Below are 13,195 nucleotides of genomic sequence, written 5' to 3' on the forward strand. Positions count from 1 at the left end.
CGGCTCAACGGGGCCCGGTTGTCCATCGTGTCGGCGAGAGCTTCGTACACGTGCTTGGGTAGGTATTTCCGCATCCGATCCTGGTTGAAGACGTATTTGCCGAAGTATTCCGACGGCCGATCCTTAGGCAAATCTATCTCCAAGGCTTTCCGGCGAATCGCTCCGTGAACGACTTGAAATCGAAGTGATGACATGGGTCGTATCGTTTTATTTTTTATTCCTATTTGAGTTCGATGTTGTGTGCCCGGCATGCTTCCCGCATCTCTTCCGGCCAGAGGCTGGCCTGCACCTCGCCGATATGGGCGCACCGCAGGAAGAACATGCAGAGCCGGGACTGCCCGATCCCCCCGCCAATCGACAGCGGCAGCTCGCCGTCCAGCAGCATGCGGTGGTATTTCAGCCCTTTCCGTTCGTCGTACTTTCCGCTGGCTTTGAGCTGCTGTTCCAGCGATTCCGGTGTGACGCGGATTCCCATCGACGAAATTTCGTAAGCCGATTCCAGTACCGGATTCCAAAGGATCAAATCGCCGTTGAGCCCGGTGAATCCCTCTTCGTTCGGGGTGATCCAGTCGTCGTAGTCGGGAGCCCGCAGGTCGTGGGGCGCCCCGTCGGAGAGTTTGTTCCCGATCCCGATGATAAACACCGCTCCGCACTCTTTTGCAATGGCATTCTCGCGCTCTTTGGCACTGAGAGCGGGGTAGCGGTCGAGCAGTTCCTGGGAATGGATGAACGTAATGGTTTCCGGCAGCACCGGCGTGATGTGAGGATGGGTGCGATAAACGGCCTGCTCGACTTCGAGCAGCACACTGTAGATTTTCCGCACGATATGCTTGAGGAAAGCGATCGTCCGCTCCTCGGGCCGTATCGTCCGCTCCCAGTCCCACTGGTCGACGTACAGCGAGTGGAGGTTGTCCAGCTGTTCGTCGGCCCGAATGGCGTTCATGTCGGTGTAAAGACCGTACCCCGGCGCGATCTGGTAGGCCCCGAGTTTGATGCGTTTCCATTTGGCCAGCGACTGCACGACTTCGGCCCGGGCCTCGCCCATATCCTTGATCGGGAAACCCACCGCCCGCTCCACGCCGTTCAGGTCGTCGTTGATTCCGGTTCCGGAAAGGACGAACAGGGGAGCGGTGACGCGCCGCAGACCCAATTCGGCACTCAGACAGGTCTGGAAAGTGTCTTTGATCTCTTTGATCGCTTGTTCTTGAGTCTCGGGCACCAGCCTGGGACGGTAGTTTTTCGGAAAGTAAAGTGCCATCGGTCTGTTTTTAAACTGTAAAGATATATATTTTCAGCGAATTTCGGAGTTTTGTGCAATCGCCCGGTTTTCCGCCTCCGCGATTTTGCCGATCGGCTGCGAACCGCGGCAGTTCGCTCCGGCTACGGCCGCCGGCCGCCCTCGTCCGAGCGAAGGACGGTAAAGCGGATCCGCTGTCTGTTACCCCGGTCGTCCACTACGGTCAGGCGGTGTTCCCCGGCTGCCGGCGACACGGCGACAGCGTGTCCCGCTGCGGAAGCCGAACGGGTCGATCCCAAATAAGTCTGATCGAGGTGCCAGTATAGGGTGGCACTGTCCGACCGGTGGGCGGCCCGGAAAATGAACCTCCCGGCAGCCGTTTCCCCTCCGGCGAACCCTTTGGGCAGGTAAAGCACGGCGCCCGGCTGCGGATAGATCAGTTCCAACGGACACGAGCCGGTCACCGCCGGAGGCACGGCATAGTCCGAAGCCGTCTGCCGGTAGTAATATTCCGCTGCCGGGGGCAGCACGAACCACCCCCGCGTGACACCGTCCGCCGTTACGGGTTTGTGGTAGGGGCAAAGCGGCGATGAAATTCCCGCCCGCGGAATGTGCACCGTGTCGATCGGGTCGCCCGACGAGCGGCACCACTCCGTGGCCCGGTGGCCGCTGCGGCGGCACACGGCGGCGGTCTCCATGTCGTCCAATGGCTCGGCGAACCAGCCGTCGGCCGCCGGAAGCATCGAAAAAATGTCGAACAAGATCGGTGCGGCGTATCCCACGCCGGTCATCGCCGCACGCCCCTCGCCGTCGGCATTCCCCACCCAGACCCCCACGATATGCCGCGGCGTCAGCCCTATGGCCCAGGCGTCGCGATTGCCGTAGCTGGTGCCGGTTTTCCAGGCGATCTGTTTCATGGAGCTGAATTCCTGCCACGCGGCCTCCTCTTCGGGACGGTTCACGCCGCTCATGGCCTCGAACATAAACCACAGGGCGGCCGGCGAGAGAGGGCAGATTCCGCCGCTTCCGCCCCGGTCCGCCGCCGCAGGGCCATCCTGTGCCGAGGTGAAGCTCAAAGGCCGCATATCCCCTGCCTCGTAATGCCCCGTGTGGTTGTAGGTTTCGAGCGAGCGGGCCAGCGAAGCGTAAAGTCCGGTCATCTCCCAAAGCGTTCCTTCGGCTCCGCCGAGGATCAGCGTGGCGCCGTAATTGTCGGCGCTGCGGTCGAAGGTCGTCAGTCCCATAGACCGCAGCAGGCTCAGAAAACGGCTGGCGTTGTATTGCGTCAGCATCCGCACGACCGGTACGTTGAGCGACCGCGCCACCGCCTCGCCGGCGGGCACCGCGCCGCTGAATGTTTTGCTGTAATTCGACGGGGTGAAGCCGGCGATGTTCAGCGGGGTGTCGAACACCAGCGTCCGGGGCAGAATCTGTCCTTCGCCGAGCATCGCGCCGTAAAGGATCGGTTTAAGGAGGCTGCCCGTGCTGCGCCGCGAGCGGATGATGTCCACGGCCCGGCCGTCTCCGGCATCTTCGGGGCTGTCGAGGGGGGTGATGTTCCCGACATAGGCCAGCACTTCGCCCGTCTGCACGTCGGCCACCAAGGCGGCGGCGTTGCGGATGCGGTTGGCGGCGAGCGTCCGGCGGCCGTAGTTGTCCACGATCTGGCGGACCCGCTGCTGCCAGGTGTTGTCGAGGGTGGAGCGCAGGGCCGTGCCTGCCGGAAGTCTGTCCATGAGGTGGGGGGCCTGCCGGGGCAGCGGCTCCGGCGCGGCGGGCAGCGGCTCGATCAGTGCGGCGGCGTATTCGGTGCTGTCGAGCGCATGGGTGCGGAGCAGTCTTCCGAGCAACCGGTTGCGTTTGTCGAGCAGGGCCTCGCGGCTGCGGCCGGGGTGGATCAGGGCGGGCGAGTTGGGCAGCACGGCGAGCGTGGCGGCCTCGGCCCACGAAAGCTGGCCGGGATCGTGGCCGAAGTAGCGCCAGGCGGCGGCTTCCACTCCCGCGACGTTTCCGCCGAAAGGGGCATGGGCGGCGTAAAGGCTCAGGATTTCTTCCTTGGTGTAGCTCCATTCGATGCGGGTGGCGATCAGCATTTCGCGCAGCTTTTCGCCCACCGTGCGGGGCGGGTTCCCGCGGCTCAGCCGCACGAGCTGCATGGTGAGGGTCGATCCGCCGCTGACCACTTTGCCCTGTCGATAATTTTGCAGGGCGGCGCGCACGAGGGCGGGCAGCGACACTCCGCCGTGCCGGTAGAACCGCCGGTCTTCGTATTCGATCACGGCGCGGACGTATTTCTGCGACAAGGAACGGCCGGGCGGAAAGCGCCACTGTCCGTCTTCGGCGACTTTGGCGCCGAGGAGTTCACCTTGCCGGGAGTAGAGTACGGTAGAGTACGGGGTGCGGAACAGGGGGCGGGGCAAAAGGAGGACGTATCCTGCGACCGCGGCGGTCAGCAGGGTGATTGTCAGCGCTATATGCCGCTTATGTCGCGGGTTCCGGTTCATGATGCTCAAAATTAATGTTTTTCGCAGGGAAAGCGGGATTTGTGGTGCAGGAATGTTATATTTGGAGAAAATAACCGATCTGTCAGGCGGAGGGCGAACCGGTTCCTGCGGGTCGGGCTGTTTTTGCCAAGAGCTTTTTTTTGAAAACAGACTGTTATGAAACGTTTCGGTTTTATTGCGGCTGCCCTGCTTTTCGGCGGGGGCGCCGTGGCGGCGGAGCCTGTACAGCAGCTCGGTACGGCACGGGTCAAGAGTGTCAAAATCTATCCTTCGGGGGTGTATGTGACGTTGTCGGTCGAAGCGTCGCTGAAGGGGGCGGCGCGGGAACGGATCTTATTCCCCGATTTGTGGTATGCCGACCGGGAGACGGTCGAAATCCGGCTGATGCCGACGGGAAGCGGAAAAGGGATCACGTTTATTCCGGAAGTTTCGCCCGCTGCTCAGAATGAGAATGTGAGGCTGTACCGGCTGTGGACGAAGCAGCGGGATGCGAAACTGGAGCAATTGGGACGGCTTCGGTCGGACAGTATGGCGCTCGAGCGGGAAATGGATTTTCTGAAGACTCAGACGTCTCATTCGTGGAAATCGTTGGAGGAGGCGAAATCGGTGGAGAAATGGATGAAGGAGCGTTTCCCCGATCTGTATGAACGGCAGCGCCGGATACGGGAAGCGATTCGGGAACAGCACAAATTGCTGAAGGAGGATGAGCGCGTGATCGCTTCGATCGGCAAAAAGTATTCAAAAGTCACGTTGGCTTGGGCCTGGGTGGAGGCTCCGGGGCCGGGGAAGGTGGAGTTCGAGGTCTCTTATTATGCCAAGGCGGCGGAGTGGAAGCCGATCTATTTTTTCCGCTTCGATTCGGAGCGGCAGCGGGCGGAATTGGAATATCAGGCTGCGGTCCGGCAATGGACGGAGTTTCCGTGGAACAGCGTTCCGGCGGTGCTGAGTTACAGCACGCCGATGCGGGCGCTGCGGAGACCGAAGTTATATCCCCGGATCGTAGATTATCGGGCGCCGGCGCCGACACCGGTCAAACGGGACAAAGTGCAGGTTCTGGATTTGAATGCCCCTCAGGAAATGATGGTGGATGTCTCGCGTTTAGGCGGCACTTACATGGCGGAGGAGGTGGTGACGGAGAATACGTACGCGGCTCCGGCGGCTTTAGATGTTTCGGAGAACAATGTGGGGTATCGGCTGGCGCGGCCGCTGACGCTGGCGTCGTCGTCGGACGGGGCGCAGACGTACCAGACGGTGCGGGTGCGTCGGGATACGATCCCGGTGCTGTATGAGTACGAGGTGACTCCGAAGGTGAGCACGGATGTGCTTTTGCTGGCGCGGATTCCGAATTGGCAGCAGCTGCATCTGGCGGACGGCCGGGTGAATGTTTTCTGCGACGGGCGGATGCTGGGGCAGTCGAGTTTGTCGGTGCGGAGTACGCAGGATACGCTGACGTTGCCGCTGACGTCCGAGCCGCTGGTGGCGGTGGAACGCACGGAGGCGGGGGATTACAGGGAACGGGTTTCGGGCTCGAAGAAGGAGCGCACGCGGTCGTATGAAATCCGGATCAAGAATAACAAGGAGTTTCCGGTGAACCTGACGGTGAAGGATCAGTACCCGGTGTCGAACACGGACGAGGTGGAGGTGACGCTGACGGAAGGTTCGGGGGCGCGGGCGGATGCGGCTACGGGCATGTTGACTTGGAATCTGGATCTGGCTCCGGGTGCGGAACGGATTTTGAAGTTCGGCTATACGGTGCGCTATCCGAAGGATGGCAAGGTCTATTTTTAAAGCGTCCGGCTAAAAGGGGGTAGGTTGTTATCGCGCAACGGCCAGGTTTCGAGTGCCGAACGGCACTGGGCCTCCGCCGGGGGGCTGCGGCCCGACAAAGAGAGATGGCAGCCAAACAAAATTTTGCCAGCGCGCGGAGCAAGCATGATTGCGGTTTTCGGTTCCAAAAGGCCGGAGCCAGCGGAGACATTTAGGGTAGTTCCAGCCCGGTTCGTGTGCCGAGCGGCACCCTCCGCCCGGGGTGGCTCCGGCCTGACATAGAGAGATCATAGCCGAAAAAACCTCTTGGGTGCCGTTAGGCACAGCGGCCCGCCCGCGGACGCGGGAAACTGTTTTCTCCGCACGCGAAAGCCCTCCCGGAAGCGTCTTGTTTTGCCTTGAGGGGGACGCGCAGGACGCGCGGACACCCGACAAGGCGGAACCGGCTGGAGGTAGTTTCTTTGCTTACTTTCTTTGCTATCAAAGAAAGTAAGAGCCCCGCCGGCTTGAGGCGACTAAAAAAGTGCCCCCACGGCATGAGCGACAAAGAGAAAAGTCATTCCGCGAAGCGGGCGGCCCTACACAGTGGAGGAATCCGGTTCGACCGGAATCTCCCTATGTCGGGCCGCAGCCTCCCGCAGCGGAGGCCCGGTGCCGCTCAGCACTCGAGCCGGACCGTAACTACCCCCAACTCCGCAGGCTGCACCCCGAAGATGGGTTTTGCCTGCACGCTGGCGAAAATCCGGTTCGCAGAACGGGGCGGGCTGCGACCGAAACTGTACTTTATCCCGCGCGCTGGAGGAAATCCTGTTCAAAAGCGCAAGCTGCTTTTGAACGATTTCCTACTCCAGCCGTCGCGCGCGGGTGCCGGTGCCGCTGGGTACTCCAGCCGGGGGATGTTACACCTTAACCGGAGGAAACTGCGCTCCCGCGCGGGGCCGCGTGCCCGCGGTGGGCTTGCAAAACTTCGTTTTGCTATGGTCGGAACTATCCCGAACAAAACCCGAGCGCCGAGAAAATCGTTCGTTTTCAACTTCCGTTGAAACCGTCGATTTTCTTTTCTCGGCGTAGCGCGCGCAGTGCCGCTCAGCACTCGAACCGGGCTGGAACTACCCTAACCCCGCGGGCTGCGACCGAAACTGTATTTGTCCTGCGCGCTGGCGGAAATCCTGTTCAAAAGCGCAAGCTGCTTTTGAACGATTTCCTACTCTATCCGTCGTGCGCGGGTGCCGGTGCCGCTGGGTACTCCAGCCGGGGGATGTTACACCTTAACCGGAGGAAACTGCGCTCCCGCGCGGGGCCGCGTGCCCGCGGTGGGCTTGCAAAACTTCGTTTTGCTATGGTCGGAACTATCCCGAACAAAACCCGAGCGCCGAGAAAATCGTTCGTTTTCAACTTCCGTTGAAACCGTCGATTTTCTTTTCTCGGCGTAGCGCACGCAGTGCCGCTCAGCACTCGAACCGCACCCTTCGGGTGTTCTGCTGGCCTGCCGGCAGCAAGATAAACTACCCAAAGGAGGAAACTGCCCTCGGGCCGGGCAGGCCGCGCGTGCCCGCGCCGGGCGGGCGATACTACGTATCGCAGGACATTTAACCATACGGTTTTCACAAACAGTTTTTGTGCATGCCGCAGCCCCTTCCCGCAAAGACCTGGCGTTGCCCGCACTCGAGGCGGACTGTAACAGCCCGGCAGCGAAGCCGCTCGGGGGATGGGCGCGAGGCCGAAAACGACAAAGCGAGCAGCCTGACCGTGCTCTCCCAATGTCGGGCGCAGAACCTTCCGCCAGAGAGCCCCCGGCAGAAGCGGCGGAACAAAGACACGAAGTCCTTACTTTTAGCCGAACGAACAAGATGCAAAATATGAAACGACAGGGAAACAAGGCTGTATGGATTGCGGCATGCGCTGCCGCAGTTATGACACTTGCAGGCACAGTCTCCTGCGGCAGCAAAGCGAAAAACACCGCAGGTGCAACGCCCGTAGAGATCGTATACAATCCCCTGGTAGAGAGCTTCACCGCCGGGACGATCGGACGCCGGGACAACGTGACCGTGACCTTGGCCGAACCGGTGGCGCAAGATGCCCGATTGGGGAAATACATCGAAATATCGCCCAAAGCCAAAGGGTTGTGGACAATTTCGGACGAAGATGCCCGGACGCTGATTTTCACGCCCGATCCGGAATTCGGGCGGGGAACGGCTTATACCGTTACGATAGAATTGGAAGGCCTGCTTCCAGGGAATCCGGAGGCGCGCGAATTTTCGTTCTCGTTCCGCACGCTGCCGGCGGAGGCTTCCGCCGATCTCGGCTCGTTCACCGTGGAACCGGACGGAACCTACACCGTCGAAGGGACTTTGTACACAGCGGATACCGAAGATTCGGCACAGATCGCCAAAATGGTCTCGTGGGACGGGATTCGGCAGGGGAAAGTGCATTGGATGCACAGTGCCGACGGGTGCAGCCACCGGTTCGTGGCGACGGGGATCGAGGCCGGAAAGTCGGCAGGCGAACTGACGCTGACCGTGAAAGACAAAAAGGCGGGATACGGGAAGCAGGAAGTGCTGAACGTGGCATTGCCGGCGGCAGGCGGTTTCGGGCTGCATTCCGCGGCCTATTTCGCCGACCGGGAAAAATATATCGAAGTGCGGTTCACCGGGCGGCTCGACCCGACGCAGGAGCTGGACGGATTGGTGTGGATCGACGGGATAAACTCCGTGCGGCAGGTCGAGGGGAACAAAGTGCGGGTCTATCCGGACGCCTCCTCTTTGAAAGAGGGCGATAACGGAGAGATGAGCGTGACGCTGTGCGTGGACGCTTCGCTGCGGTCGGCGGAGGGGAAGAAACTGGGGGCCGATGTACGGCAGATGATGGTGCTGGAGAGGGGCGATCCGGCGGTGCGGTTTATCGGCGGCGGGACGGTGATGCCGCCGGTGGCGGCGCTGGTCGGCTCCGACGGCGGAGGACGGGGGATTCCATTCCGGGCGGTCGGCCTGCGGGCGGTGCGGGTCGAAGTGTTCCGGATTCTGGAAAATTCGGTAGGCCAATTCCTGCAAGAAAACGACCTTTCAGACAACGAGGGGGGGAGTATCATGCGGACGGCGAGGCCGGTGGCTTGCAAAACGATCTTTTTGGACGGCAGCGGAGAGCAGCGCTTGCGCAAGTGGGGAACCTACTCGCTGAACCTCGACGAACTGGTGAAGCCGGAGCCGGGGGCGCTGTACCGGATTTCGCTGTCGTTCGACCGGTCGATGGCGGCCTTGCCGTGCATCCCGGTCTCCGAGCGGCTGACCGAACAGGCGGCGCAAGCGGCGGACAAAGCACGGTTCGAGGCGATGGAAAAGCGGTTCGACCGGGGCGGCTACTACTGGAGCGGCAACGACTACGATTGGAGCGAATACCGTTGGCGCGACCGGAACGACCCGTGTACACCGAGCTATTACTACAACCGGTCGGCGCAGCGGAACCTGTTGGTGACGGATCTGGGGGCGATCGCCAAGGCTTCGGACGAGCCGCAGATGCTCTTTTGGGTGCATAGTATCGCGACAGCGGAGCCGGTGGAAGATGCGCATGTCGAGCTGCGGAATTTCCAGGGGCAGCGGGTCGGATGGGGCGTGACGGACGGCGGCGGACAGGTCGCAGTGAAATACGAGGGCGGCAGGCCGTACTATGCGGTGGTCTCCAAAGGGGACGAGCGCACTTATCTGAAAGTCAATGCGGGATCGGAGCTTTCGACCTCGACGTTCGACGTGTCGGGCGAGCAGGTGCAGGAGGGACTGCGGGGGTTCGTCTGGACGGAGCGGGGCGTGTGGCGGCCGGGGGATACCATTTATATGAACTTTGTGACGGCGGGCGGGCGGCTGCCGAAAGGGCATCCGGTGACGGTCGAGCTGCGTTCGCCGCTGGGGCAGCTTTATCAGAGGCGGGTGGCGACTCATGCGGTGGGGGGTATATATAGCTTTGTGCTCTCGACCGATACGGGGGCGCCGACCGGCGTGTGGAATGCGACGGTGACGGCGGGCGGCGCGACGTTCGGCAAGCGGCTGCGGATCGAGACGGTCAAACCGAACCGGCTCAAGATCGACCTGCGGTTTCCGGGCCAATACATCGAACGGGGGCGGCCGTTGGATGCGGACTTGCACGGCGAGTGGCTCACGGGGGCGAGAGCAGGCGGGCTGCGTTACGTTATCGAAACCGAGTTCGTCTCCGTGCGGAGTGCTTTCGAGAATTACAAAGGGTATGTGTTCGACAACCCGTACCGATCTTTCCGGCCCGAGAACGCGCCGGAGATCACGGGAACGACCGATGCGGCGGGCGATGCACGGATTACGGCGGTGCTGAACGGCGGCGAAAAGGCGGGAGGGATGCTGCTGGCAAATATCACCGCGCGGCTGTTCGAGCCGTCGGGCGAGGCGAGTGTGGACGGGCAGACGATGCTCTATTCTCCGTTCGCTTCCTATGTGGGAATCCATGCGCCGGCGGGGGCCGACGATCGGCTGGACACGGGGCGGGACTATGCGTTCGGGATCGCGACGGTGACGCCGGACGGCAGTGTGGCGGGGAATCGGCGTGTGGAGGTGTGCGTTTACAAGATGGAGGGCTACTGGTGGTGGAGCTCGGATCGGAACGAGCTGGCCCGCTACGTTTCCGACCGGAATCTGACCCCGGTGCGGCGCGAACTGATCGAAACGTCGGCAGGGGGAAAGGCGTCTTACCTATTGAATGTCCCGAAAGAGGCGTGGGGGACGTACTACGTGACGGCGCGGGACGTGGCGAGCGGGCATGAGGCGGCGGTGGCGGTCTATATGGACTGGCCGGGCTACGGCGACCGGCACAACGACGGGGCGGGGGCGATGCGGCTCAGCGTGTCGCTGGACAAGAAGTCCTATCATGTGGGGGATCGGGCGACGGTGAGCTTCCCGGCGGCGAAAGGATCGCGGGCGGTCATCTCGGTCGAAAACGGGAGCCGGGTGCTGGAGACATTCCCGGTCGAGTGCGGCGGGGGGCAGGAGAAGTTCTCGTTCGAGGTGACGGCGGAGATGCAGCCGAATGTTTACCTGAATGTGACGCTGCTGCAGCCTTATGGAAAGGTGGAGAACGATTTGCCGGTACGCTTGTACGGGATCGTGCCGCTCGCGGCGGCTTCGGCGGAGAGCCGACTGGAACCGGTGATCGACGCGCCGGCCGAGGTGCTGCCGGAGACGGAAATGACGGTGACTGTCTCGGAGCGTTCGGGGCGGGCGTGTGCCTATACGTTAGCATTGGTGGACGAGGGGCTATTGGACTTGACGCGGTTCCGCACGCCGGATCCGTGGGCTGCGTTCCATGCGCGGGTGGCGCTCGGGGTTTCGACCTGGGACATTTACAACGACGTGCTGGGGGCTTACGGCGGCCGGATCGAGCAGATGTTCGCCATCGGGGGGGACGACGCGCTGAACCCGGCGGGGCAGGCTTCCGTGAACCGGTTCCCGCCGGTGGTCAGGTATTTAGGGGCGTTCGAGTTGGGCGGCGGACAGCGGGCGGTGCATCGGGTCAAGCTGCCGGCTTACATGGGGCGCGTACGGGTGATGGCGGTGGCGGTGGCGCAGGAGGCGGATGACGGGAACGGAGCGTGGGGATCGGCGGAACGGTCGGTGGCGGTGCGGGCGCCGCTCATGGTATTAGGATCGGCGCCGAGGGCGGTGGCGCCGGGGGACGAGTTGGTCGTGCCGGCGACGCTGATCGCTACGCAGGAGGGGATCGGGAACGTGACGGCTTCGATTGCGGCGGACAAGGATGTGTTTACGGTGGTGGGGGCGGCCAAGCAGACGGTCTCGCTTGCTCGAAAGGGGGACAGGGTCGTGCTGTTCCGGCTCCGGGTGAAAGATGCGGTGCCGGCGGGCACGGCGGGGGGACATGTCGAGATCACGGCGACGGGGGCGGGGAAGGTTTCGCACTACGGTATGGATATTCCGGTGCGGGTGTTGGAGCTGCCGGTGACGGAAGGGCGGACTTATACGGTGGCGGCGGGCGAAACGTGGGAGGGGACGGCGAATCTGCACGGGATGCCGGGTACGCAGCGGCTGATGCTGGAGGTCTCGTCGATGCAGCCGGTAGGGGCGGCGCAGCGGATGGAATACCTCTCGACCTATCCTTACGGGTGTGTGGAGCAGATCACGTCGGCGGCGTTCCCGCTGCTTTACCTGCCGGACCTGGCGGATTTGTCGGCGAGCGAGCTGGCCGCGGCGCGGGCGAAGGTGAACCGGGTGCTGGACGAGTACAAACGGTATGCGACGCCGGACGGTTCGATGGGTTACTGGCCGGGGAATTCGGATCCCAGTGTGTGGGGTTCGGCCTATGCGCTGCATTTGATGACGGTGGCGGGACACAAGGGGTACACGCTGCCGACGGGGGTCTACGAACGGCTCAAGGCGGCGGTGAGGAGTTTGGCGGTGCGGTGGAATGCCGCCCGGCAGGGCGACCTGAATCTGGTGCAGGCTTACCAGCTGTATGTGCTGGCCTTGGCGGGCGAACCGGAGATCGGGGCGATGAACCGGCTGCGGCAGAGCGGCGAGATGACGACGGAGGCGCGTTGGATGTTAGCGGCGGCTTATGCGGCGGCGGGGAGGGCCGATTTGGGACGCACCGTGGTGGCGGGCCGGACGGCAGCGGCGGATTCGATCCTGACGGGCGATGCGCTGCGGGTGCAGCGGGCGGTGACCTACGGGTCGGTGCAGCGGGCGCAGGCGGTGCAGTTGCTGGCTTCGTCGTTGTTGGGGTTGCGGGGCGAGGCGGCGCAACTGGCGTCGCTGATTTCGCGCGAGTTGGCTTCGGACGAGTGGATGAGCACGCAGACGACGGCATGGTGCATGCTGGCGACGGGCGAATACGTGGCGCGCAGCGGTCGGGCGGCGGCGCTGGATTTCGAGTGGAGTGCGGCGGGGCGGCGCGGACAGGTGTCGGCCGATGCCGGGAAGATGCTGTGGACGGGGGGCTGGGACAATCCGGGCAGCGGAAAGATGTCGGTGGTCAATCAGACGGCCGGAACGTTGTATGTCCGTGCGGTGGCGTCGGGGATTTCGTCGGGGCGCGATGTGGCTGCGGCTTCGGACGGGCTGGAGGTGACGGTGCGCTATACGGACGGGCACGGCCGTCCGGTCGATGCGGCTTCATTAGCGCAGGGGACGGATTTCGTGTCGGAGGTGACGGTGCGGAACATGACGGCGGAGCCGCTGTTCGACCTGATGCTGACCGAACCGGTGGCGTCGGGCTGGGAGATCAGGCCGGACGGAGCTCCTTTGCCTTCGGGGGTGGAGTATCGCGACCTGCGGGATGACCGGGCGGACAGCTATATCCCGCTGCTGCCGGCGGGGAGTTCCGTGGTGGTGCGCACGCGGCTGAATGCGGCCTATGCGGGGGTCTACACGCTGCCGGCGGTGCGCTGCTCGGCGATGTACGATGGTCTGGTGGCGGGCAATACGGCCTCGGGAGTCGCAAAGGTCTATTAAATCGTTCGGTTAATCTGTTACCCTATGTTTGAGGGAATGAATGGCTGCGGTAGTCCAAGTGATGCGTAGCATCGCAAGCCTGGCGGGGGCCTTGTTGGGGCTTTTATTGGAGCTTGCCAGGACTTGTTTACACTCCCGCGCGGCCTGAGCGCAGTTCTTCTCTTTGGAGCAAGTTTTCTTGCTTCCGGCAGGCCAGTGGAACATCC

Annotated in this window: 5 protein-coding genes; 2 read left to right on the plus strand and 3 right to left on the minus strand. The window is 62.8% G+C overall.

Annotation, left to right across the window (positions count from 1 at the left end):
- The 3 genes from Q0Z93_RS00705 to pbpC form a co-directional block, all read right to left on the minus strand.
- On the minus strand, nucleotides 1–194 hold a 194-nt coding region (locus Q0Z93_RS00705), incomplete at its 3' end, for a glutamine synthetase III (protein WP_298061562.1).
- Nucleotides 195–220: 26 nt separating this feature from the next.
- The gene (asnA, locus tag Q0Z93_RS00710; RefSeq protein ID WP_298061564.1) at nucleotides 221–1,258 is read right to left on the minus strand and encodes an aspartate--ammonia ligase; all 1,038 of its coding nucleotides are present in this window, start codon (nucleotides 1,256–1,258) and stop codon (nucleotides 221–223) included.
- A 122-nt stretch (nucleotides 1,259–1,380) separates the two neighbouring features.
- Nucleotides 1,381–3,741, minus strand: a complete 2,361-nt coding sequence (pbpC, locus tag Q0Z93_RS00715; protein WP_298061566.1) for a penicillin-binding protein 1C — start codon at nucleotides 3,739–3,741, stop codon at nucleotides 1,381–1,383.
- A gap of 156 nt (nucleotides 3,742–3,897) precedes the next feature.
- On the opposite strand from pbpC, the gene Q0Z93_RS00720 reads away from it, so the two are divergent.
- Together Q0Z93_RS00720 and Q0Z93_RS00725 are read left to right on the plus strand one after the other, a co-directional pair.
- Entirely contained in the window at nucleotides 3,898–5,529 is a 1,632-nt protein-coding gene (locus Q0Z93_RS00720; protein ID WP_298061567.1) for a DUF4139 domain-containing protein, read from the plus strand.
- 1,838 nt (nucleotides 5,530–7,367) lie between these two features.
- The gene (locus Q0Z93_RS00725) at nucleotides 7,368–12,989 is read left to right on the plus strand and encodes an Ig-like domain-containing alpha-2-macroglobulin family protein (protein ID WP_298061570.1); all 5,622 of its coding nucleotides are present in this window, start codon (nucleotides 7,368–7,370) and stop codon (nucleotides 12,987–12,989) included.
- The last annotated feature ends 206 nt before the right edge of the window (nucleotides 12,990–13,195 follow it).

Origin of the sequence: uncultured Rikenella sp. (genome assembly GCF_947628055.1) — a bacterium.
Lineage (GTDB): Bacteria > Bacteroidota > Bacteroidia > Bacteroidales > Rikenellaceae > Rikenella.

Bases quoted from the DNA above. Each gene is read 5' to 3' on its own strand.
- Q0Z93_RS00725 (WP_298061570.1), top strand. From the start codon at position 7,368: ATGAAACGACAGGGAAACAAGGCTGTATGGATTGCGGCATGCGCTGCC.
- Q0Z93_RS00720 (WP_298061567.1), top strand. From the start codon at position 3,898: ATGAAACGTTTCGGTTTTATTGCGGCTGCCCTGCTTTTCGGCGGGGGC.
- asnA (WP_298061564.1), bottom strand. From the start codon at position 1,258: ATGGCACTTTACTTTCCGAAAAACTACCGTCCCAGGCTGGTGCCCGAG.
- pbpC (WP_298061566.1), bottom strand. From the start codon at position 3,741: ATGAACCGGAACCCGCGACATAAGCGGCATATAGCGCTGACAATCACC.